General features: G+C 28.9%; 21 protein-coding genes. 4 read left to right on the forward strand and 17 right to left on the reverse strand.

Features of this window, described 5'->3' with window-relative positions; translation table 11 throughout:
* Window positions 1–420 carry a hypothetical protein gene (locus CLPA_RS11825; protein WP_003441177.1) on the reverse strand — a complete coding sequence of 140 codons (420 nt, stop codon included), beginning with the start codon at window positions 418–420 and terminating at the stop codon, window positions 1–3.
* 72 nt (window positions 421–492) lie between these two features.
* Window positions 493–1,863 (reverse strand): phage terminase large subunit, encoded by a 1,371-nt coding sequence (gene terL / locus CLPA_RS11830; RefSeq protein WP_236900338.1) that lies wholly within the window; start codon window positions 1,861–1,863, stop codon window positions 493–495.
* Window positions 1,864–2,212: 349 nt separating this feature from the next.
* Between terL and CLPA_RS11835 the strand changes: the two genes are divergently transcribed.
* On the forward strand, window positions 2,213–3,262 hold the full coding sequence (locus CLPA_RS11835; RefSeq protein WP_003441172.1) for a ParA family protein: 1,050 nt from the start codon (window positions 2,213–2,215) through the stop codon (window positions 3,260–3,262).
* A 29-nt stretch (window positions 3,263–3,291) separates the two neighbouring features.
* On the opposite strand, the gene CLPA_RS11840 is transcribed toward CLPA_RS11835, so the two are convergent.
* The 11 genes from CLPA_RS11840 to CLPA_RS11890 form a co-directional block, all read right to left on the reverse strand.
* Window positions 3,292–4,137: a tyrosine-type recombinase/integrase gene (locus CLPA_RS11840; protein WP_003441170.1), complete on the reverse strand. Its 846-nt coding sequence runs from the start codon at window positions 4,135–4,137 to the stop codon at window positions 3,292–3,294.
* Between the two features lie 184 nt (window positions 4,138–4,321).
* A complete protein-coding gene (locus CLPA_RS11845; RefSeq protein ID WP_003441168.1) occupies window positions 4,322–5,026 on the reverse strand; it encodes a hypothetical protein in 705 nt (234 codons plus the stop codon).
* A gap of 52 nt (window positions 5,027–5,078) precedes the next feature.
* The gene (locus CLPA_RS11850) at window positions 5,079–5,741 is read right to left on the reverse strand and encodes a hypothetical protein (protein WP_003441166.1); all 663 of its coding nucleotides are present in this window, start codon (window positions 5,739–5,741) and stop codon (window positions 5,079–5,081) included.
* A 122-nt stretch (window positions 5,742–5,863) separates the two neighbouring features.
* On the reverse strand, window positions 5,864–6,286 hold the full coding sequence (locus tag CLPA_RS11855; protein WP_003441163.1) for a gamma-glutamylcyclotransferase family protein: 423 nt from the start codon (window positions 6,284–6,286) through the stop codon (window positions 5,864–5,866).
* A 70-nt stretch (window positions 6,287–6,356) separates the two neighbouring features.
* A complete protein-coding gene (locus tag CLPA_RS11860) occupies window positions 6,357–7,265 on the reverse strand; it encodes an amidoligase family protein (RefSeq protein WP_003441161.1) in 909 nt (302 codons plus the stop codon).
* An 88-nt stretch (window positions 7,266–7,353) separates the two neighbouring features.
* Window positions 7,354–7,623: a hypothetical protein gene (locus CLPA_RS11865; protein ID WP_003441158.1), complete on the reverse strand. Its 270-nt coding sequence runs from the start codon at window positions 7,621–7,623 to the stop codon at window positions 7,354–7,356.
* Window positions 7,620–8,864, reverse strand: a complete 1,245-nt coding sequence (locus CLPA_RS11870) for a site-specific DNA-methyltransferase (RefSeq protein ID WP_003441156.1) — start codon at window positions 8,862–8,864, stop codon at window positions 7,620–7,622. Before CLPA_RS11870 ends, CLPA_RS11865 begins: the two co-directional genes overlap by 4 nt.
* A 45-nt stretch (window positions 8,865–8,909) precedes the next feature.
* Window positions 8,910–9,773, reverse strand: a complete 864-nt coding sequence (locus CLPA_RS11875) for a hypothetical protein (RefSeq protein WP_003441154.1) — start codon at window positions 9,771–9,773, stop codon at window positions 8,910–8,912.
* 536 nt (window positions 9,774–10,309) lie between these two features.
* Entirely contained in the window at window positions 10,310–12,523 is a 2,214-nt protein-coding gene (locus CLPA_RS11880) for a hypothetical protein (RefSeq protein WP_034829985.1), read from the reverse strand.
* A 24-nt stretch (window positions 12,524–12,547) separates the two neighbouring features.
* A complete protein-coding gene (locus CLPA_RS11885) occupies window positions 12,548–12,736 on the reverse strand; it encodes a DUF5659 domain-containing protein (RefSeq protein ID WP_003441153.1) in 189 nt (62 codons plus the stop codon).
* An 82-nt stretch (window positions 12,737–12,818) separates the two neighbouring features.
* Complete coding sequence (locus tag CLPA_RS11890) at window positions 12,819–15,203, reverse strand: hypothetical protein (protein ID WP_003441152.1); 2,385 nt, start codon at window positions 15,201–15,203, stop codon at window positions 12,819–12,821.
* A 274-nt stretch (window positions 15,204–15,477) separates the two neighbouring features.
* Between CLPA_RS11890 and CLPA_RS22120 the strand changes: the two genes are divergently transcribed.
* The 3 genes from CLPA_RS22120 to CLPA_RS11905 all read left to right on the forward strand — a co-directional run bounded on the left by CLPA_RS22120 (window position 15,478) and on the right by CLPA_RS11905 (window position 18,315).
* Window positions 15,478–16,032, forward strand: coding sequence for a DUF6431 domain-containing protein (locus CLPA_RS22120; RefSeq protein ID WP_076719224.1), 555 nt, complete (start codon window positions 15,478–15,480; stop codon window positions 16,030–16,032).
* Window positions 16,033–16,230: 198 nt separating this feature from the next.
* Window positions 16,231–17,493: a DDE-type integrase/transposase/recombinase gene (locus CLPA_RS11900; RefSeq protein WP_236900340.1), complete on the forward strand. Its 1,263-nt coding sequence runs from the start codon at window positions 16,231–16,233 to the stop codon at window positions 17,491–17,493.
* A 15-nt stretch (window positions 17,494–17,508) separates the two neighbouring features.
* Window positions 17,509–18,315, forward strand: coding sequence for an ExeA family protein (locus CLPA_RS11905; protein ID WP_003448320.1), 807 nt, complete (start codon window positions 17,509–17,511; stop codon window positions 18,313–18,315).
* 208 nt (window positions 18,316–18,523) lie between these two features.
* Here CLPA_RS11905 and CLPA_RS11910 read toward each other — a convergent pair whose 3' ends face one another.
* The 4 genes from CLPA_RS11910 to CLPA_RS11925 all read right to left on the reverse strand — a co-directional run bounded on the left by CLPA_RS11910 (window position 18,524) and on the right by CLPA_RS11925 (window position 25,442).
* Complete coding sequence (locus CLPA_RS11910) at window positions 18,524–19,576, reverse strand: hypothetical protein (RefSeq protein ID WP_003447595.1); 1,053 nt, start codon at window positions 19,574–19,576, stop codon at window positions 18,524–18,526.
* 204 nt (window positions 19,577–19,780) lie between these two features.
* Window positions 19,781–21,520, reverse strand: a complete 1,740-nt coding sequence (locus tag CLPA_RS11915) for a hypothetical protein (RefSeq protein ID WP_003447592.1) — start codon at window positions 21,518–21,520, stop codon at window positions 19,781–19,783.
* 186 nt (window positions 21,521–21,706) lie between these two features.
* Entirely contained in the window at window positions 21,707–21,928 is a 222-nt protein-coding gene (locus CLPA_RS11920) for a YdbC family protein (RefSeq protein ID WP_003447589.1), read from the reverse strand.
* Between the two features lie 13 nt (window positions 21,929–21,941).
* On the reverse strand, window positions 21,942–25,442 hold the full coding sequence (locus CLPA_RS11925) for an Eco57I restriction-modification methylase domain-containing protein (protein WP_003447586.1): 3,501 nt from the start codon (window positions 25,440–25,442) through the stop codon (window positions 21,942–21,944).
* Between the last annotated feature and the right edge of the window lies 1 nt (window position 25,443).

Consider the following 25,443-nt stretch of genomic DNA (forward strand, 5'->3'; position numbering starts at 1 on the left):
TCACTCCTGACACATTATTTTTTCATTTATAGTTTTATAACACGGTTCATACTTTTTCATAAATTCATTTATAAAATCTTCTTCTTTTATAAATCTATTTTTATAATCCGCATCCTGCCTCCATCTTTTTAAATCTTGCAATACCATCAAATCGGCAATATTCTCGTCCGTTAATATATTTTTACATCTTTTGTTTTTATGAATAAATATATTGAATTTTTTAATCGTATATGCATGAGGTGCTTCATAGCTTGGAATTATAAAGTTTTTATTACTACTATACATAATATAATCAATAAGTTGAAATAGTGAATAATAGTATCTACTCACAGCAACATCATAGTATTTTCTTTGTTGAGCTAAATTAGCAATTTCATAGTTTTGATTTGACTTAATTTTTAAATTTATATGTACATCCATATTATCACCTTATGTTTCATTCTTAATACCACATATATATGTATATTATAACATAATGATTGATGCTTTCAATTAAAATAATAACCTTCTATCAAAGAACTTCAACTTCTTCATTCCCTGCAATAACTGAACTGCTCCATATAAACTATCCGGAGCATCATCATGTTTAGCAAATTTGTTATAATCCTTAACTTGGTTATTGTAAGCCCTATTATCTGCATTGAATAAAATATGTCCTTTTTTGATTTCTGGTTCAAGACTTATTATTCTTTCATGTTTTTTACCTTTGCTATTTACACTTTCAACTGGTATATAAATTTTATTCTTCCATAGTTCTTCCTCAAATTTCTGCTTCATATAGGATTGTGCCTGTATGGTTTCAAAGCCTATCCTATCTACAGGAAATAATTTTAATTTTTCTACTGCTAATGTAAATAAATCATCGGGAAGAAGTTTATTTATACTTCCATCAATAACATATTTTTGATTAGTTTTTTTATGCTTCCCTATGACTGTTATAGCTGAATAGTCATTTCTCTTTCCATTTTTAATAGCAGGGTCAATATATACAACAACCTCCATTTCTTCAAAGTTAGGTAGTCTATCCCAATAACTAATATTTTGAAATATATAATCATCTGTGCTTCTTGGATTATTTTGAAGTTCCTTATGAAAAGAATTCTCTCCCATAGCTTGTTTTTTACACATTAAATAATAATAATCTAAGTATTCATCCCATAGGATTTCTGTACCCTTTAACATTTCCTCTTTATTGGCATAAAAAAAAGATAGAGCTGTTTTAATTCTATCTTCATCCTGTAAATTATTATATTTTGTTTCCCACTCTGCCCATAAATCATCTCTTTCAGCAAAGCTTATTACTGCTGCCTTTTTAATACTTCTTACTCCTGGAATTTTACCTTTAAGCATTTCAGACATTAAATCCTCTTCATGAAGAATTGTACCAACTACAAGAATATTAGTATCACGAGTTCCTATAGGAAGCACTACATCTGTAAATGTACTTTTAACCTGTTCTCTTTTAGCTTCACTTTTAGCAGTATCATCTTTTAAAAGATCATCTAACAGAACCAATGTAGGTCTATGCTGCTTATAATGTATTCCTCTTAAAGATCCATCAATTCCTCTAATCATAATACAAGAATCAATTCCACCTTTAGTCTTAATCCAAATCTCATTGTTATTCCATCTGTTGCCCTTTCTAATACCAAAATCCTCAATAAGCATTTGATTCTCTTCAAACTCTGATTTAATCATATCAAGGAAAGGAACAGCAATTTGCTCTGTGGCTGAAATAATCAATGTAAACTGAGATTTATTATAAAGTGTAGAATACAACGGAAATAAAAAAGAGTTAATCGTGCTTTTACCATGTTCCCTTGGTAATCCAAAAGCTTCAATTAACCCTTTATTGTTTAACATATATTTCAATTCATTAAAAAGCTCCCTGTGGAATTTTCCAAACTGCCTATCAAAGTATTTCGGAAAATAACAGAGAGCAAAGAATTCTATATCCATCTCACCTAATAGCTTACGGAGTTCTGAAAATGAGAATGTTTCTATAAGCTGTTTTATTTTTTGTGGTGAGAAGTATTTTTGTATGTATTGATGTAATAATTTATTTTGTTGTTGAAATTCTTTATTTATAACGACATCACTCCTTGTATTTTTCTAAATTTCTAAATGTTGATAGACTTACTATTGTATATATTGTAAAATAATTCATATAGATGTATTATAACTTTTATCTTAACAGTTAGGGGATGAAAAAATGAAGAAAACAACTGTCTCTATCTTCAACAACAAAGGTGGTGTCGGAAAAACTACAATTATTTGGAATTTAGGTATTTCTCTAAGTGAATTAGGTAAAAAGGTATTACTCATAGATTTTGATCCTCAATGTAATCTTTCAATTGCTACACTTGGAGGTAGTGAATTTGCTGCTTGTTTAAATACTTCTGAAAAATATCCATATGGACAAACTATCCGTTCCTTTGCTCAACCATATATACAACAAAATATAATAGGTTCTACTTGCACTCTAAAACCAAAAAGTAACCAAAGAAGAAAGAAAACATTACATATTGTACCTGGTGACTTTTGGCTCAACAATTTTGCTGATATTTTAAATGTTGGTACTGATGTTATAAGTGGTTCTGGATTATATCGTTTTATGCTTATACACAAACTTGTAGAAGAAATTGAAAAAAATAATAATTTGGAATATGATTTTGTTCTTATTGATTTACCACCATCATTTAACACTTTGGTTAGAGCAGCACTATACTGTTCTGATTATTTTATGGTTCCATGCACCCCTGATTTATTTTCTGCATACTGTGTTGGCTTAATTGGCGAAGTACTTCCTGCTTTTATTACTGATTGGGAACAAGGTAAAGATAGGTATTTAGCCTCTAACAGATACGATACTATTATTCCTACAAAAGGTCATCCTAAATTCGCTGGTTGGATATTTAATGGATTTGATACTAGAAATAATAAGCCAATTGGTGCTGACAAAGCCCAATACGATCAGATTTCAAGTGCAATTCAAGAAAAATTAATTCCTAACTTGAAGAAAATATCTGCATATGCTTGTGTTCCATCTTTTGTACCATCTGAACCAATTGGAGAAATTGAAGATTTAAATGTTATGGCTCCCGATAGTATTGTTCAAAATACACCTATAAAATATTTAAAATCTGCTAAACCAACCCGTGATATAGGTAGAGGAACTTGGTCTCAAAATCAAGTTTCCTTAATGAAAAAAACTGAAAAGGAATACGATAAATTAGCAAATTACATGATTAATAATTTTTAATGTATTAATAGAGAGATTTGTATATAATATTATTCCAATCTCTCTAGAGCTGCACTTATATCCCTCTCTGTAGTTAAAGTATATCGATTAGTAGTCTGGACATTTTCATGTCCAAGAATCTGCTGAATTGTAGTAATTGGATTCCCTTGTTTTATTAAATTATACCCAAGTGTATGCCTAGCCATATGTGGCGTTACCTTTACTCCTGCTCTATTTCCATACTTCTCTAATATTAAATTTACAGCATTTCTTTTTAATTTACCTCTCTGCCCTATTAACAAATATCTACTTTCATCATTCCTTCTTACTGCTAAATAATCAGTTATTGCTTTCCTTCCAGCCTTATTTAAAGGAACTGTTCTTTTAGCTTCTCCTTTCCCTATTACAGTAAGAGAACCTTTCCTATCGCTGATTTGTATATCAGAAAGCTTTATATTTATAAGTTCTGAAACTCTAATCCCTGTATTTATAAGAATCTCAAATATACAAATATGAAACAGATTTTTTGCTTTATGTATTTCTGCTCTAATCTTCCATAACTGTCTCTCATCTAATCCCTTATACTGCTTAGCATCTTTATCTTTGTATTGTTCAACTTTTAATTCTTCATTTATAAAACCTTTTTGATACATATATTTATAGAAGGAATTTACTGAAGCCAACTTTCTATTTATTGTAGTTATTGAAGCTTCAGTGCCTTTTTGAAATTTCTTAAAATGTATCAAAAATATCTGTGGCACTTCCCGCAACCCATCACTGCTGTAAATAGAAAGCCACCCCTCAAACTCCTTTATGTCTCTTAAATAACAGCTTATTGTATTGTTACTTTTATCTCTTTCTTTAAGCCAATCCTCAAAGCCTTTAATATAATCCAAAATAAAAACACCACCTTCAATATCATTTGTCACATGATAACTCTAGTGGTGTCCACATTCAAGACAATAAGTAAAGACATAACAATCATTATGCAGTCAGTTTGCAAGATATGCTGACGGTGTTAAGCCATTCATAGCAATGGTTTTAAGGTTTATCTATAAAAAAACTGGATACATAATATTTTTATGCTTCGCTATCTTCTCCACCTACATCGGTGGTTTCCTCTGAAACTTCATAATCGGCAGGGACTTCATTTTCATTTATCATATCTAAGAAAAGCTTTTTTCTTTCCTCTTCCTGAGCCTTTGTATCAAGTATTATTTCTCTTCTATCACTCCACAACTCAGGTCTTCTGTTCTTTAACCAAAAGGCTTGAGCAGTTGGATTAGGAGGCATATATTTTTTAGTTTTCTCAATCCTTGTTCTTTTCTTTCCATTTTTATCTTCTTCAATAACTGTTTTTATTTCTTCATATTCATAACCAAGGGCTGTTTTAAGAAGAGCATTTTCGACTTTTGTATCCATGACAGATTTTGATGCTTGGACTAACTCCTTTAGAATTGGATGCTTATTTTGATATTCATACCATGTGCTTTCTTGTACATCCAATCGTTGGCAAATAATATCATTTGTCACTCCTTCCTCACACCACTTCTGTATGTCCTTAAGATTAGGTAATATATGCGTTTCCCATTTACTGGGTCTTGCTATAATTTTGGATAATTCTGAATGTTTCTTTTTATAATCTCCAAGAGTCCATACATGTATATTAAGATTTTCAGCAATTTCTTCATCTGTAAGTCCATCTGTAACCCATTGTTTTATTTCATCAAGTTTAGGTTTAACATTGGTTTCATACTTGGTTAAAGCCTTTCTATTATTTTTCATCACCTCACCTCCAATTAAAAAAGCATCAGTACTAACCTGATACTTTTATAAATTATAATTTATTTATATACTTATTTATTTCTTCAAGAAATTTATGTTCAGCCTCATCTTTCAACTTATTAAACATATCATTTTTAGTTAATTTATAAAGAACAATATTTTGTTCACTTCTTACAGCATTTTCAACAACTAACACATAAACCATAATATCATCTATTTCTAAAGTATCAACTAAATTTTCAATTTCATCATTAAATGAATTTATAGCAATTTTGTCATCCTGAAAATATAATCTTGAAAATGCATTTGTTCCTTTAAATCTGTGTCCTATTAAAATATTATCTGGAAATTCTAAAACTGGATCTTCATACTCTTTTCTTTTGCTATTTATTTTATAATTTGGTTCTACAATTTCTAATAAATATATAAATGGTGCAATATTATAATAGTTTTCTTGGTGGTACTCTTTTAACATTTCTTTTAATTGATATTGTTCTCTGCCTTTTTTGTCGGCTATATCATAAAATATATCTTGAGAAATCTTTTCTTGTATAATATACTTTTTAACTTCAATTACTTTTTCTTTAATACACCAATAAATTAATGATTTATATTCATCTTTATGTATAGATCCTCTATCATCATTATACAACACATGATAATCAAAATTATCTTCTAGCTTTAATTCTTTCTTTAATATACTTTCTATACCCATAAAACCATCCCCTTCTACTGATAATTTTATACCAATAAAAGGATAACTACAATATAAAAAGAACCCTTTTTACAGAGTTCTCTCAACAAAAACACATTCATACTAATTCATAAATCAATCATTTAACCTTTCAAAAATCCATCTAAAATCCCAACATCAATTCCATTATCAATATATCCCTGTTTTATAATTTCATAATACCTTTGACTTGGTTTTTCAATAGCCTTACCATTCATAATATAAACCATAGCTTCTACTTCTTCACCATCGAGAATAGCTTTTATATTTTCCTTTCTATAAAGCCGAGGATAACCTTCATATCTATCTAGTGCCTTTTCATCAGAAGGTTCTATCTCCCATATAACCACCGGAACTTCTTTATTTTCAACAGGCTCGATTGTTGCATAAGCATTGCCTTTGTTTCCCCTAAAAACTAGATTCCAACCAATTATACTACCTGCTCCTTTTACCTTTGCTGTTGGGCATCTATATGCCATTTGTTCAAGATTCATATTGCTTCCATAAGCTATATAAAGTTTATTCATTGAAAATTTCTCCTCTCACATTTTAGGATTAGAGGGTGGGGTATTATTTTCACCCTCTTTACCTATTTCTTCAAGCTGCATGTCTCCATGCTATATCTCCCTCTAGGTTTGCAAGTAAATGTTCTCTTGCTGTTTTAAATTCATCTCCTATTAATCCAAGCCTTAGTAGCCAAGTTCTAAATGTATATTTTTCATTATCGGTTACAGTTTTCTTTGCTGATGCACTTTTTTGATTTATTGCTTGTTGGCTTACTGCTAGACAAAATTGTATGTAGGCTTTAATTTTTCCTGCATGGGTAGTTCCATTGAAAAGTCTAAATTCTATTGTGCCTTTTGAAAAAAAGCTGTGAAGGTTTAATCCATGATACCTGCTTGAGTGATAATGCTGACTGCTCCCATCTCCTCCATAAGGTTCGTACCATATTTTTTTAAGGTCTTGTAAATTTTCAGGTTTCTTTTTGTTTATATCCTTTAAGAATTCTTCCGAAACCTTTTTGCAATACCTGTATTCTCTTACCCCTCCAACCTGTAAGGCTTTATATATCAAATCCTCTTTACTTGCCATTATATTTGTAATATTTCTCAAAGTCTTTTCATTATGGTTACTTCCATCAATATGGATATGTATACCACAACTATTATTTGAAGAAGCTCCTGCTGTTCTAAGCTTTCGTATAATTTCCTGTATAGTTTCAATATCTTCATATTTACATATAGGACTTACAAGTTCAACCTTATATTCATCAGCTGAACTTGTTGGTCTCCTTATTTCACCGTTGATATATTTCTTTTCAGGTTCAATGCTTGAGTCCCTCATAATTTTCCATTCTCTTCCCTGTGAATCCTTGACCTTATAGGTACAATATCCTCCCCCTTCATAAATGGCTGTTGTATTAAAATATTGTTCTAATGTTTTTGCTGCCTTTTTCCTTGTAATTCCTGTAAGTTCAATTTCAATTCCAAAAGCTTGATTCTTCATGGTTACTGACCTCCTATGTTTTTGTTGTGTACATTAATCACTCTATAACACAGTAAAGTCAACTTAATGTTTGAAATAAATTACCTATTTAATTATTAGTTGCTTGTGCTTTAATTACTAACATATCTGCTATAAACCAATAAATAAGATTAGCAAAAAATCCAATAACAAATGGAATAGTAAACTGAATAAAAATACAATTCATAAACATCCCTATAAGTCCAACTATAAAAATTATAATACCTTGCTCATAGTTTTTATGAAATTTTACCAGTGACTTTGCTTCATAAATATACTCTAAATCAATAAATATATAAATTAAATATAATATTGCAATAATAGCTTGTGCTTTACTCATACCACTTCCTCCTTCAATTCTGAATATTTATATTGCTGTCCATCCCTTTCTATAATTACATCATCACCATTTGCTTCATCCTTATAATTAATCCATCTTTCAATAATAACTTGGCAATACTTGGGATCAAGCTCACTTCCATAACAAATTCTATCTGCCTTATCTGATGCAATTAAAGTAGTACCACTGCCAAGAAAAGTGTCTACAATAATATCACCATATTTACTTGAATTTTTAATAATATACTCAATAAGAGGAACTGGCTTCATGGTAGGATGTACATCATTAGTTCTTGGTTTATCAAAATTCCATATTGTACTCTGCTTTCTATCCCCATTCCAATAATGTGCTCCTGTAGGTTTCCAGCCAAATAAAGCTGGTTCATGTTGCCACTGGTATGGCTGCCTTCCCATAACAAAAGTATTCTTCACCCATATACAGCATTGAGAATGTTTAAATCCTGAATCAACAAATGCTTTTCTAAAAATTAATCCTTTTGCATCTGCATGAAATATGTACATACTTGCTCCATCATCTGATGCTTCATAAATTCTCTTAAATGCTTCAAGTAAGAAATTATAAAATTCTTCATCATCAAGATTATCATTTTGTATAGTTAAAGCATCTTCTGTTTTCCCCACATAAGCTATTCCATATGGAGGATCTACAACTGTAAGCTTAGCCTTTTTTCCATTCATCAATTTTTCTATATCTTCAGATTTAGTTGCATCTCCACAAATCAATCTATGTTTACCAAGCAATATAATATCTCCTGTTTTAATTACAGGTCCTTCTGACACTTCAGGAATTTCTTCTTCCTCTTGCTGTGTTTCTTCCTTTATGTATTCATCCCATAACTTTTCAGCTTCACTCATATCAAAACCTGTAAGCTCCACATTATAATCTTCAACTTTTAAATCATCCAGTAACTTTGCCAAAGCTTCAAAGTCCCATTCACCGCTAATCTTATTCAAAGCAACATTTAATGCTTTTTCCTTAGTTTTATCAATATCAATTACTACACAATCAATTTCTTCATAACCAAGTTCTTTTAATACTTTAGCTCTTTGATGTCCTCCTACAATGGTAAAATCACTGTTTACAATTATTGGTTCACAGTAACCAAACTCTGTAATACTATTCTTTATTTTTTCAAATTCTAAATCCCCAGGCTTTAAATCCTTTCGAGGATTATATTCTGCATGTTTTAACTGGTTAATTTTTAACTTTTTAAACTCCATTTGATTTCCCCTTTCAAAAATAATAGGAGCATCCTAAGACACTCCCTACTTAATAGCTTTTAATGGTGGATAATATTTTTCTATAGTTTGCTCACCATTTTGATTAGTATTTAATGTATACATACTGCTTCCTAATCCCATGTCATAAATCAAATAATCATCAACCTTTTTCTTGGCTTCTTTATTTCTATCTAATTCAAATAAGAAAGCTTCAGTGCAAAGGTAAAAATAAGGCATTCCATTTCTATTACTTTTCCACCCTTCCTCCTCTCTAGCATCTTCTATTCCCCACCATAGCAAACTATAGTAATAAGAAAAATAATCACCCTTAGTATAATCAAAATGATCTTTAAGATTTTTTAGTGCTGTAACTTTGTTAATTCCAATCAATGAACAGAAATCATTAAAGGATATATTTTCTATATATTTACAGCATTCCATAAGCTTATTATTCAAAGTAATAAATAAATCTTTAATGTATCCTACATTGTTATCACACATATCAATACGTTCCTGAAGATACATTAAATTATCATATTCTTCTTCTGATATTTGGTCTATATTTAGTATTTCTTCACCATTTAATCCCAGCTTTTTTCTGATTTCAATAAGATTTTTGTTATATGTTTCTGTCCATTCATGCTTTAATTCTCTCCACCATTTAAGTTCATCCTTAAAAAAATAATATATTCTTTTAATCCATGCTATGTTATTTCGGGCTTCTGCTTCAGTGTTTATCTTATTGTATAAAGTATAATAAGCTGTAATATATTCTGGATTTAATTGTTGTAAACTTTTTGTTTCTAACTTAGTTAAATTTTTATGTTTAAAAACAATTGAGCATAACAGTTTATTCTTTATATTATTTTTTCTTTCTTCTGAAATAGTTAATTTTAAATTATTGTACATTTTGCTGATCCTCCTTAATTTTAATAATAAAAAAACTGCCTACTCTTATTTGAATAGACAGTTCTATTAATCCCAATACTTTTTTCTTTTTCCACTCAATGCCACGCTTCGCTGGCGTTGAGGAACCTTATATGCATTGAAAATTATTATAATCTATATTTAATTCTTTTCTATTGATTATTTATATTATTTCAACACCAATAAACAATTAGACTAATTTCACTCACATGGGGGTGCTACCAAACTTTTATTTCGCTTTGCTACATAAAAGTTTTTTTAGCTCTACCACCCCCATACCCCCTCAGAGCTGAATGTTATTTTTTAATTCTATTTACATTCAAATCATCAAACAACACATCTCATATCCCTATATCATTTGCACCTTTTATACCATCAATCCTTGTCATATAAAGCTTTATACGACTTTCACTCGTAAAATCCTTATTTAATTATTATATAAAGAAATTACTATTTAAATCTTTCTAAGCCTTTATATATCAACGATTAGATGCTATAAAGGTCTTAACTTTTAGTTTTTAATATTTAATTAAGTAATATTTTCTTCCTTCTTTTTTCTGTTTTACTCTTCTGTCTTTTAACATCTTTTGAAAACCTTTATCTTTATTAAAAACATAAGTCCAACTATCATTATTTACCTTAAGTAGTTCCTTTACATTCTTACTTTCAATCTTCTTTTTATTCCACTCTTTGTCCATCCAATTAATTAATCTTTCAATATCCTCATTTCCTTTTCTGTCAAGTTTTTTAAATTCATCAAATTGTTTAATCTCTCTATGCTCAATAAATTTACACTTACTAAATCTCTGCCATATCATACTTCTCATAGCATCACTAACGGCAAATAAATATATATGCACTTCTTTATTACTACTAAATTCCCTTATTCTAGTTCTAAAAGCTTCCTGTTCAAAGTCAACAATCATTTTCATTAACCTATACTGCTCAAGATCATGAAATTTAAATTTCCCTCGTTCATCTAGTCCAAATAATAGTTCAGGTATTTTGTATTTTGTTTTTTCATACCTTTCCCTAATCTGCTTTTTTATAATATGACTGGATGCTAAATATTCAGCAATATAAATATCTGAGTTGTATCTATTCCATCCAATTTGAACCATGTTGATACAGCTACTCCAATCATTCTTTCCTTTTGTGTTCCCGAAATAAGGTAATTTATTGCTATCCTTACACATTACTATATTAGGAATATTTTTCAAGTTTTCTGTTAGTATCTCATTTACAGGTATATCATCACATTCTCTATAGCTTATAACATATGTTTTGTCATTAATACTTTCTTTAATCCAATCACAAACAGCTTTTAACTTTTTAGGTCTCTTTTTAATAGAATTCCTGCTAAAATTCTCTTGAATTATATGGAAAGTAACATAATCGTATTTTTTATAATCGTCAATATTCAAATATACAAAATCATTTTCTCCTGTTTCATATTCAAGACTCATTTCTGCAGTTCCATCAAATATAAATGTTTTTAAATCTCCAACATTAAAACTATTTCTGCTTGTAGTATAGAAAAACATTTTTTTGCCTTTACACCAAAGAGCACCATTCCTAAACATATTCTCAAATGCACTTATATATTGATTATATTTTAGATTAAAGAAATTAAACCAATTTTCTTTAAATTCTGCACTAAATATTTCTTCGTCTAATACTACAAAAGCATTCCTATAATCTTTGAATTCTTCCTGTATTTCAAGTACTCTTTTTTCAATATTATTTAGTTCTTTTAACATTTCCAATTTGTAGTTATTATATTTTTCATCATCTGAAGAATCATAATTATTAACAAGTTTTTTCATTTTACCAATTTCATCAACACTAACAACACTATTGTTAAGTAATTGAGGTTTTTCATCTATCAGTAACCTTTTTCTTGTTATTTCTTTTTTATCTTTGTCAACAAAACTTGTAAATCTATTTATTCCTTTATCTGCATCAACTGTGTTTGTTAGATAGCTTAATCTGGCATTTGTCATTGCAAGTATCGGTGAATACAGTTGTTCTCTTTTCTGCCTTCCCATTTCACAATTATCAAAAAATTCACACTTTTCTTGTGTACACCTTATGATACTTTCTTTATAAGTCTTAACCTTTTTGTAATTTTTACATTGTATACTTTTATTCCAACCCTTTAAAACATATATGTATGGCTGCTTAGTAGTAACCACATCATTAACTTTCTCATCATAATAAGTGTAATCATTGTAATATCCATATTTTTTAGTAATGTAATTACTAAGATCTTTTAAATCATTTACTCTATCTGTAGTTATTATCATTGGCAAATAGTTATTTTTGATTTCACTTGAAACAAAGCCATACTTAGTTTTTCCTATAATTGTACCTATAAGAGTTTTTAAAAAAGTACTCTTACCAAAACCGCATCTAACAGGAATTAAAATTGGATTTTCTACTTTTAAAGCACTATAAATGAGCTTGGTGCAATCATTGTAGAAATTCACTTGTTGTTCTGATACATATGCATTATTATCTTCAAATACCTTCTTTGAATTTTCTTTCACAGAATTTGCAATTTCAATTGTTTTCTCATCTGTGCTTTCAATTAATTCATTTACAGTATTAGATTTTATTACATGACTAAAAAAATACTGATACTGTATTGTTTCACCATTTTTTTCTTCAACTCTTTTATTGTAGACTATTTCATCAAATATAGATTTCTCTTGTTTTTTCAACTCCCCCATATATACCGTTCCCCCACCTTACATCTAGCTCATAAGTTCTTTATGTGTCTTATATTCTTCCATAGCATTTCTAATTTCAGGCGAATCTTTAAATATATAAATGTTTCTCTGTGAATTCTTTAAATCTCTCTTTTCACCAATTTTATGAAATCTTCGAAACATCAAATAACCTGCCATTCTCTCCTGTAATATTACAATTGTTTCATTATTCATATTGATTATGACCTCCTATATTTTAGTGTGGAGCAATACATTAACTCTGCATTGTCCACTCTAAGCCAGCTTCGCTGGCGTTCTATCCTTTAACATCAGCAATTGCTTTAATTATAGTTTGAGAATTCTTTGCTGTAACAATTTCTTTTATAGTAATATGATGATCAATATATTTTCTTAAATCAATTCCTGAAGTAAGAGTTTCTCTTTCCTTTATGCTCATATTGCCATCAATTCCAAGCCAGTTATTTTCAGTAACAAATAATTTATATGGATTACCAAGCATCTTTTGAGCAACTTCTTCTGCCTTGCCTTTTTCAACTCCCATAATAGTGATTTTTAAATCACAAATATCCTGAAGCTCCTCATTTTCTTTTATCAAATATTTATCAGGAATACTCATATCTTTTTCTTCATTAAAATCTAATGGATACTCCCCATCAAAAACTTCAGTTTTATAATATTCTCCAAGCCATTCAAAAACATCATCTTCTCCTTTATCAGCTTTAACTACATATATTTTTTCTTTATCCTCATGCATTTTAATATTTTGGAGAATTCCTTCAGAAGCAACAATCCAGCAGAAGGAGTAGTTATCATTTTGATTATTATATTTTGAGTTTATATATGTCATACGAACAGCAGCAGTGGCAAGAAGAGATGGACAGTTACAAACATCTTCTGCTGCCTTCTTTGTTTTCTCATACAAAGCCTTATATTTCTGATCAACAATTTCACGTTCTCTTTTATATTTGTCATCACTAGAATAAGCATTTATTTTAGATTTCAATATAGCAAGTGTCTTATTCTCATTTATAAACTTTGAATATATACTACCTAATTCTTCTATGACCTTCTGCACTTTATTACCATCAAGTTCTGGATTCATTAAATAATTGTAAATATTTTCAAACTTTTGAGTCCTTATTTTTCTATTGGTATCCTCTCTCATAACTTTGTTAACATACTCTTTAAACTTCTGCATCCTTTCTGAAAAGAAATCCATAGCAGACTCAGTTGAATAATCCTTATTAAATTTATTCCCATCCTTAAAATACATAAATTGAGGCTTTTCTCTAAATTTAAGCTTGATAACCTCTGGCACAACTACTTGGTCAAACAAACCACTCTTACTTGCATCAATCATCTTTCCCTGCAAATCTTTCATTATAGCAATAGGCAGAGCATACTTTGGTAGATTCCTTTCTTCATTTGCAATATTTTCAACAGCAGTATTAATATCAGTTATTACACCAGTTTTGTCCTCAGATTCAATAATAAACTGTATTACATTTTCTTTATTCCACTCCTTACTAGGAGCAGTAGCTTTATCCTCATCATTAACTTGAACCAAAGATGGAACAACAAAATCTTCAATAGTCACCACATCTTTATTAGAAAATTGCTTATTTAAGTGTTCTTGTAGTTTCTGATTTATTAAATCAAGTAAGTTTTTATTAAAATTCTCACTGGTCTCATTTTTAACAACAAAGTTATAATTCTGTAAATACTCAATCTTTATTTCTTTTAAATTATAATCTGTAGATAGTACAAATAATTCATCGCCATCTTTATCATTGCCCCCAAGTCTATTAGACTCTGTACCAAGTGGCATTTGAATTATATTATCCATGTGCTTAATAAACTCTGAATCTTCCCCCTCATAGTCTACAAAATTAACCTTTGCAATTTCTGAGTAACTCATGATTGGATTCCTTGCTAGTAAATTTCTACCTGTTATTTTACCACCACAATAAAACTGTTTCTTTCCAAGGAAACCTGAATACTCCCACTTTGCTCTATTTTCAGTTCCTGCATATTTTAAAAAGGCAAGAATATCCTGTGTAACATAGAGGTATTTTCCTTTTACATAGAATCTTCCCATACACATATCATTAAGCTTTTTATTTATAACATCTTTAATAGTCTGGATTACCTTTCTATCAAAGACCATCTTTTTATTTATATGGATAGCTTTAATAGCATCTGCACATTCTTTTGCCAGATTAGTGTCAGCATTCTCCTTTTGGATAAGATTTAGGAAAGTTTCAATATACTTAATATCCTGCCAGTCTATTTCATCTTTACGGTAAATACTTAGAACCTTATGAATAACATCACCCTGAGTATTAGAAAGAGCAACTAAGTCCAATCTGTTTATATTAAGTGCCAGCCACAGCTGATAAGTTGCTCTTCTAAATTCTTCTTCCACAGGCTTTGCAAAGTTTGAAATACCTATAACATCATAGCCGTATTTATCAAGCAAATCTATATACTCTTTTATGCTGCCAAATAACCATTCTTTCTTTTCAGAACCATCTTCTTTAAGACCTGTTACATTTAATTTCCCCTTAAAAGTTGATTCTGTAGTAATTATATTGATACCACTAACTTCATGGCTTTGTCCCCACATATCAGTTATGTATTCAATATTATGTTCCTTAAAATACGAATGAAAATCTACCACTGGGAAAAAGCCTTTAACTGCTGGAAGCCTAAGTTGATATCCTGTAACAAGATAATTAACGTGAAGAACTTCTTCAAAGTAATCTCCTAGTTGTTATTAGGCATTTTACTTAAGCTAAAAAACATTCAAAAAAGTCAAATTATTATAGACTTAATTTATAGGTCAGATTAAATAATCTGACTCAAAAAGAATAAGATTATTTAATCTGACGATAATTAGTAAGGAGAAAATTTTTTAATTATGAGAAGAAATAATAATGATAAATATAGTAAAAATGCCTTACGGAATAAAAAAATACAATAAACTTTGTAAGTTTAATCAATTTCCAAGTAAATATGGATGCGAAGCATGTGGATTTGAAGGTAAGCTGTACAGACATGGATTTTATTATAGAAACTTAATTACCCTTAAAGGTGCATACAAGATAGTCATCCTGCGTTGTAAATGTCAATCCTGTGGTAAAACCTATTCTCTTATACCCAGTTTTATTATTCCTTATAGGCAATATGCTTATGAAGTTATTCTAACTTCTATTATTATGATGCTAAAACTAGGTTATTCCTTTAGTAAAATATTAACTCTTATAAAATCTCTTAATATTAACTACTCATCTCTTAATACAACAGATCTATCATTTTGGAAAAATAGGCTAGTAAGCTCATTATCGAGTATTCGTTTATTTTTTGCACAGTATAAATTCTATAATTCTAACATAAATAGCAAATTACCTATTGATATCATAAAAAAAATTATTATCTTTTGCCGTTTAAGGCACGATTTTAACTTGGATTATTTTTTACACATGCCTAAGTATTTCTTTTGTAAATGATAATTTAATAGGTACAAATTAGATCTATCTTTTTTATCAAATTAAATACTTCACACTTTTTTAATGTCTTTTTATATCAATCTTGTCCTCATTTCTCTTGTTCTATCTAAAATTTTTGTATAATTCCACACAACCTTTAACGGTTTAAATATCGATTTTAAGTCATAATTATTAATAAAAATAGGAGGTTGATAATCAATGATATTAAAAGAATTTAATCAAAAGATAGCATTATTTCGTTATTCTCTGATTGCACCCATTATAACCAATACATTTACTCAGACTTCTGTAAAAGATTATTTAGCAGAAATTGCAGCAAAGTCTTATACACTGCCTAACGGCAAGAAAAAAGAGTATTCTCCTGCAACAATCAAAGGATGGCTAGTTCAATATAGGAAATATGGTATTGATGGCTTATATCCAAAATCAAGAGCTGATAAAGGTACTTCCAGAAAAATTTCAAATGAAACCAAAGAATTTATTATAAACAGTAAATTAAATTCACCTAAAAAAACTGCCAAGTACATATATCATGAAGTTATAGCTAAAGGTTTTGAAAGTGAAACTAGTATTTCCCTGTCAACAGTAACTAGATTTATAAATAAGGCTAAGATAGGTTCTAAAAAGCTTGTACCTGATGATAGAAGAGCCTTTGAATTTGAGTTTTCCAATGAATGCTGGCAATCTGACGTATCTGTAGGTCCTTACCTTACTATAGAAGATAAAAAATTCAAGACTTATATTATAGCTTTTTTAGATGATTCCAGTAGAGTCATTGTAGGATGCAAAGCATTTTTTAAAGATGATCTTTTATCTCTTATGTCTGTATTTAAAGATGCGGTAGCATCAAAGGGAATTCCTAAAAAAGTTTTCGTTGATAATGGAAAGATATATAAAAGTGAGCAATTTCATTTGATTTGTGCAGCTCTTGGTAGTATTTTAAGTTTTGCAAGACCATATTCCCCTCAATCTAAGGGCAAAATTGAAAGATGGTTCCAAACTATGCAAAAACAATGGATGAATTCAATTAATTGGAATGATTTTAAATCTATAGACCTTTTAAATGAATCCCTGTCGGGTTATGTTAACAGTTATAACAACACTATACATTCCTCAATAAACAAAAAACCAATTGATAAGTACATGTCTAATGTTGAAAATATAAGATTTATTGATTCTAAAACTGAACTAGACTATTTATTTTTATATAAAGTACTCCGTACTGTAAAAAATGACTCCACAGTATCTATAGGTACAAAAATATTTGAAGTACCACTAAAATATGTTGGTGACAAAATAAATATACGCTATGATCCATCATCTATTGATAAAGCTTATATTTTTTCACAGGATGGTAAACTTGAAGATACTATTTTCCCTGTTAAAAAAATTGATAATTCAAAAATCAGAAGAACTAACAATACTAATTCTGTTGATTTTTCTGCCTTTGAAGCTAACTAACCGGAGGTTGATATTATGTATAAAGCTTTTTATGGCTTAACTTTTGATCCTTTTGATAAAAATCTTGACTTAAAATACAGTTTTAAATCTGAGGATTTCTCTAAAGCAATGAATAGATTAGAATTTTTAAAATCTGTTTTAGGGATTGGCGTTATTACTGGAGAGCCTGGAGTTGGTAAGTCTTTCTTGCTCCGCAATTTTGTAGATTCACTAAATCCAAATTTATATAAGTGCGTATACATTCCTATTTCCACTTTAACTGTTATGGACTTCTATAGAGCATTATGCGATGGTCTTGGAATAATTCATGCTCAGAAAAAAGTAACTATGTTTAAGCAAATACAAGAGTCTATATACACTTATAGCCACAGTAAAAATGTAATTCCAGTTATTATAATTGATGAATGTCAATTTTTAAGCAATTCCATTCTTGATGATTTAAGAATAATATTTAATTTTCATATGGACTCAAAGAATTATGCTATGTTAATTCTTTCAGGTCAACCTAATTTTTTACTTCAACTCAGCAGGCAGGTCCATGAAGCACTACGTCAACGAATCATAATGAATTATTGCTTAAAAGGGCTAACGCATGATGAATGTAAGCCCTACATAACTTCTATGCTAAAAGCCGCAGGCTGTTCAGAACCAATTTTTACTGATGATGCTTTTGAACTCATTTATTCAAGCACTAATGGAGCTATAAGACCACTAAATTCTCTAACGAGAATGTGCCTTATCTCTGGTGCTAATGAAAGACTTACTTCTATTAATTCAGATACAGTTTATAAATCTCAGAGTGAAATTGATCTTACAATTTAAAATTTTTTACACTGCTTATTCTGAGCAGTGTTTTTCTATGCCTATATTTATTGACCAATTTTAGAATTTTATACATTGTGGATATTGTGGAGAAAGGGTTATTTAATTTGATTTTTGAGACTTAATTTGCCATTAGTAAGATTATTTAAACTGATTTTTTACCACATTATTACTAATTTTAGGCTGAAATAATTTGACTTTTTAAGGATTAAATAATTTGACACGTAACACCTAGTTCCTTTGAAATAATACCCATGCCGTCAAAAACATTTTCAATGCACTTATGATTCTCATCAGTAAAAAGTTGCAGTCCAGTTGACCACTCGGTAATTGGAATCTCCTTTATTTCTTCTTTTCCTATTTCGTCAGTCTGCTCTTCAATATATAAAGGATAGTATTTTGATTTAGTATCCACATATATTCTTGCTTTAGGATTTCCAAGTTCCTCTGCTTTTACTTTACGATCAGTATCTTTCCATTGATTAACAGTCTTATATGTTCCCTTTTGTCTGTTTTCTTTAGATTTCTTCTCTACCTTACAATCAACAGAATTAACTGCTTCACTTGCTTCTTTTATCATTTTATAATACTCTTTATCAGCCTCAATCCATGCCATTAGCTCTTCATACTTTTTTTCTTCCTCTTCCGTGCGAGTATAGGATTTTATAATATTTACATCTTCATATACAGGCACTTCACAGTCTGGGATAATACATATTCCAACTTCTTTTATGTGAACAGGAACTAAATAAACATCTGTTGTAGTCAAGGCATTTCTTGTTAGGTTCTTTGATACAGTACATTTATTAGGCTCAGCACCAAGAGAAATATACTCTTTAAGCTTTTCATAATAATCTTCATAAACAAAAATCTGTCTGCACTCTTTATTCTGTGACCCTGAAAGCACATTATCTAAAAATACAAAATGCCCTAGTGGGTCAGTATTAATATAAAATCCATTTTCTAAAAGTTTTTTAAGCTTTGCAGTTTGCTCTTCATTTCTACTTCTACCCGTTTCAACTGTAATTATAGGTGCAATATTTTTCTTTACTCTTATCTCATTACCATTTTCATCCTTTTTATATTCTTTTTTATAATCATATTTACATTTCTTTATTTTCTCATTTAAAATATATAACATTAATGTTTCACTAGTATTTACAGCTTCTTCCTCAGAAAAGTTAACCATAAGCTTGCCATCATTTTCATAAATATCATCAAGATTATACTGCCATATGTGATATTGACGTTTTGAAATCATATAATCCCCCTGTCCCCCATATTAATCTATATTTCGGATTTAATTATTATTATATTCCACAAGATACTTAAATTTCCTTCTGTTTTACAAAAAATAAAACACCAGATACATTTAAATTATACCTAGTGATTTTACTCTACTTATAAATAACATTCTAATAGTAATATTCGCTAACAACTCTACATTAAAATCATAACTTTTATATTATCTACAAATTTTATTCAATAATTCATGCAAATATCCTATTATATTATTTTTAAAATCTGCCCAATAATCCCATGATTGTCCTATAACTGCTCTGTAATATTCTGAGTTATTATCATCTCCTGTTATTTCACCATATCCTTCACAGCAAAATCCATGTCCATCATGACCTATTTCTGTTCTTTTAATAAAGTTTTCATTAACTAAAAATTCAACAATATATGAACATAATTCTCCTTTTTTTCTAGTTAACTGCAAAGTTATCTTATTATCAGTTTGAACTTCAAAAATTTTAACTGCTTTTACACTATTTCTAGTTTTATTTATAAAAATTTTAACCTCATCTTCAAACTCTTTACTCTCATTTACGTAATATCTAAATCCTTTTCCTATATTTATATCTATACCTCTGCATTTAAATTCATTTACTATATTACAGGTTAGCTCTATTAATTGTTGATGTATAATTTTTTCTCTGTCTTTTTTACTAACAAACACTAAATCATAATTCCAACTAGAAGAATTTTTTTCGTTTTCTATCACTAAAGAAAATTCTTTTTCTGCTTCATCTATTTCGTATTTCAATTCATTAATTAACTTCTGCAAATCGTTAAAAAAAATGCTATCAATAAATTTATTATGTGCAATGTGATTTCTGTACATACAGAATTCTCTCCATTGTTCTCTAAAATTAGATTTTAATAATTCACTAGACTTTTCTGCTCCATATTTATCTTTAATATCAAATAAATCTGAAAAATAATTCTCCCAAACGGATTTGCTCTTTATTTTATTTTTATTAACTATTTCGTCAAATAGCATTTCAACTTTTTTAGCATTCCACCAATGTATGTTGCTGTTAGTATTTTTTATTTTTTCATTCAATTCATTTACTTTATTATCAACGTCTTTTAGCATTATAAATTCTTCTTCATAATCCATAAGATTTACTAAATCCATTGCATCAATTGACAGCAGAAAATCATCGATGTCGCTAAAATTTTTAACCGCTGCCTTATATCCTCCAGTTCGATTAGAATAGTTCTTTTCAACCTTTGATTTTAAAAATATTCCTTGCCAATTTAGCCCACATCTATTTAACATTATCTTATTAATAAAGGTTCTTAATGAATTTTCTATTATATTTATTTTACTATATGCTTTATTTGATAAATCAAGCGATTGTGTATCTTCAATCCAAATGCATTTATATCTTACAATATCTTTTCCTATCTGCTTTTTCCTTTCTTCTAATCTGTTAATCCAAAAGTTTTTAATATCTATTTTAATATTCTCTAAATCATTATCATATTTATCTTCCTTATCTATTTGACCTTCTTCATCAATCATTCTTTGTATGATAATATTAATTATTATTCCAGTATTATTAACAACATCATATTCATATATCACTTCATAATTTTTTCTTTCCTTTACAATTTTATTTATTTCAAATTCTATAAATCCTTTTAATCCACTTTTACTAGCTTTAAAAATACCATGTGTTTTCTCCATATAGCCCCAAAAAATATTTGAATTATATTCCCACCACTCCCTCCAGTACTCTTCAAAAAAATAAAACTCATCAGGTTCAAAGTTATTCTCCATATTTTCATAATATTTTTTTTCCATTTCCTCAAATTCATTAATTTTAGATTCTTCTACACCGTAAACATAAAATTTGAACTTTACAACATCATCTAACTCATTATCCAAATTTTTATTACAATAATTACTCACAGTTACTGTTACATCTCCCTCTCTAATTTTCTATATTATCTACTATTGGCTAATTAAACTATGTAATATTTATGCATCTCTATATTTTTTACATAATTATATATAATTCTATATTTCACAAAAAATTCCTTCAATTTGTTGCAAAATAAAACACCAGATACTGCTGTACCTAGTGCTCTAGAATTATTATAGTTCTATACAATTAAGTAAATCTCTAAGCTTCTTCAATTCCTCGGCATTAAGAGTTACCCCTTTACCCATTTTCTTATGTTCTGAATCCCAGTCTCTTAAATCATATTTTGGTTCTTTGTCATTCCAGCTTATTAGATTTAGTTCCTTCTTCCAGCCTTTTGGTGATTCTGAAAGAGTACCTATAGTTTGTTTGATTTCAAATTTTATATCTGCCATATTTTACTCCTCCTTAGCCATTATTATTTAAAATGATTTTTATTTCTTGCGGTGTCATTTCATATAGTTCAAACACAAATTTATCAATTTGGTTTTTATAATCTTCGAATTCAACAGTGCCTTGAAAATTTAAATTTTTTTCGAAACCAACAATAATTCTGTCAGTAAGTGCTACTATTTTATCTTCAAAATCTGAATTAGTATATTTTATTGGTAACGTACTAAGAAAAGTTTTTGATATATTTACCGTTAATTTAGAACCATTTGTATAGTTTTGCACATAGTACCAATTCATTAACTTTGAATTTAATATTGCTAAAACATATTTAAGGTTAAAATTACTATGTTCTTTTAAAATCATTATATTAGTAGAATTAAATGTATAATATTGTTTATTATCATAAGCAACAACTAATACTTTATTGCCGCCACCGATTCTTTGTGTAATAAGTTTTTCATTTGCTAAGAAGCTTTCTTCCTTTCTTGCTCTGTGCAATAGATTCTTATCATAAATTATATATTTGTATTTAAACTCTGGTCTATATTCTTTAATATCTTTTCCTTCCAGTAATGGCTTGTACTTTTCTGATATTTTACAATCAGTTATAAATTTACTTTTCCCTCCTTGTGTAGCTATTCCACATGAAATATCTACTATATCTCCTAATACTTTTGTATTTTTACGTATTTTCTCAAAAATATCATCCTTACTACTATTTGTATGAATATTAAAAGTATAGCTTGTATTATTATTAAAGCTTTGTTGTTTTATAATATTTAAGTTTTCACTTATTACAGAGTCTGTAATTTTGACTTCATTGTCATCAGAATAATTATTTTCTAAAATAATTATTATTGATGAAGCAGTAACATTTTCAAAAACGCCTTCTCCTAAATCCACAATATTAAGGATTGCTGTATTATCTAATATGAATTTTCTAATAACATCATACACCGTTGCCCTTAATAAGGTATTTGGGATTATAAAGCCCAAGTGTCCTTTCTTTTTTAACAAATTTACAGTTCTTAAAATAAATATTGCAAATAAGTTGATTTTTCCTGACTGTTTTGCTTTCCCTTCTTGATTACCTTTAAGCCCTTTTAATAAATTGTTAGTTATATAATTTTTCATTTCTGATAAATCAGTATCTCTAGTAAAAACATATGGAGGATTGCCAATTACAATATCAAAGCCACCTTTATCCTGAAATACTTTTGCAAACTCAAGTTCCCAAATAAAATATGGTTTTGATTTCTCATGTTTAATAGCATTATATTTTTCTAATGCCTCTTTATTTCCACTTTCTCTCAACTTATAAACTATCAGCTGATCTCTTAACTCATCAATTCTTTCCTTTAAATCCTTTTTGTTCTTTTCATTGGCTTCGTCAAAATACTGGCTTTGTTTATCAAACATTTCTTTTAAAATCTCATCTGAATCAAAGAAAAGTCTTAATTGCTCTGACATTCCACTTGCTTTTTTACCTTTCTTATTATCCTTTTGAGCAAGTATAGACTCATCAAATAGCTTTATTCCTTCATATTCATCAATCAAACTATTTCCAATATGAATGTTCATATCTAAGTTTGGGAGTGGATGAGGTTCTAAATTCTCATCATCAATTTCTTGATCTACCACTACCGAAAGCCATAATCTAAGCTTTGCAATATCTACTGCACTTGGTTCAATATCTACTGCAAATATATTATTTTTAATTGTATCCCATTTCATTTTATATGGAGAACGCCATTTTCTTATAAATTCTTCTCCATACTCTTTTCCGAATGCTCCTTCTTTATCTTTTCTTATAATATATTCCGTAATATTATTTCGAGCTCTAATAATTTCATTTAACATACCTAACGGAAATGCTCCCGAGCCAACAGCTGGGTCAGCTACCTTAACATTTTTTAATGCATCATCTATGTTTACAATATTATCAAAAATTGATTGCTTAATTGTGAAATCTTTACTATATCCCACATTTTTTCTACTATCAGCATCCCTAATCAGTTCACCATATAAAATAAATTCTTTCATGTCCTCATATGCTACATTTACTTCATTTACAAGATAATTGATTAAGCTTTCTTGACACATGTAATGAACAATTTCCCTCGGTGTATAAAATGCTCCCTTTGATTTTCTATCGCTTACATCTAATAAATTTTCAAATATCTTACCTAACATTTCTGGGTCAACAGCTACTTCTTTTTCAAGAGGCTCGTCTTCATTCATTGTAAAGTTAAAACGATCGAATATATCTAAAATACCGTCAGCTTCTCTACCTTTTTCCTTTTTATTTGAGAAAAGTTCATTTGGAATTTGAAAATTTACATCTTTCCAATGATAACCTTCTAACGGTTCAAATAACCCTCCATTTAAAAATGGAATTTTACAATTAAATCTTTTAAAATATTGATTTTTTCTTTTTTTATTTAAGGCATCATAGAAAAATGGCTCTAGATAATCATCAAAGAAATTATTATTCGTATTTTCTTTACAAAAATCAAAAATTTCCCTAATAAATCTCCTATTTCCACTTCCCCATGGCATATCATATTCTGTCCCAATAAAACAATCTGATAGAAGTTCTGCTTCATGTTCATCGATCATAAATAATTCCTCAGATGACAACTTCATATTTCCATCTTTGGTATTTTTAAACACCTTTTCTAATACGTTTTTATTGATACCGTCCTGTTTATCATAAATCACCTTAAATGAATCAATTGAAATTGTATGTATCGCTGGCATTATTCTAACACCAAGCCATCCTTTCTTCTGAAGAAAATATAAAAAGGCAAGTTGTCCCATAAGTTTTTTAGCAAATTGCTCTGAAAATTTATCAATTTCAAATCCTAATGCTAATGTTTCATTAATAAATGCCTCATCTTTTTCAAGATATTCTTTTAAGTCATAATATTTATTTTTGTATTGTTCAAAGAAGTCTTTAGTAATCTTTTCAATACTGAATGCAGCTTCTATTTCATCAAGTTTAGGATTATCCTTATCATTCTCAAATATAGGATACAATTGTTTCTGCGCAGTATGGCTTGTTTCATTCTCACCTACAAGATAAGAATATCTCTTTGCAGGTGTCAAATCCAATTCAAGTCCTTTATCTGTAAATGTATAATCAAGCCTTACAAATGAAAGCCTCCAGTTAACATCATGTTCTGAATAAAATGCTACTATGGCAGCTTCGCAACCTTGCTTATCAAGTATTTTTGAAATGAAGTTTCTTTGAAGGCTCCTTGCTCTCTCTACACCCTTTTCACTTCTTAACTCTACTGCAAAAACTATGATGTTATTTCCTACTGCATCCTTGAATTTAGCTATATCACTATAAGATATAATACTATTTTCATACTCTCTCCATATTCCTGTATGTCTTCTCCCTGAAAGCATTTCTGGTTCATTAAAGAATTCCCTTGTAAAAGTCTTAAATTTATCTATATCAAATTTACTCTCAAAAGTTTCTTGTAATAGTTGAAGTTTTGCTGTAACCATT

Source organism: Clostridium pasteurianum DSM 525 = ATCC 6013 (assembly GCF_000807255.1).
GTDB lineage: Bacteria > Bacillota > Clostridia > Clostridiales > Clostridiaceae > Clostridium_I > Clostridium_I pasteurianum.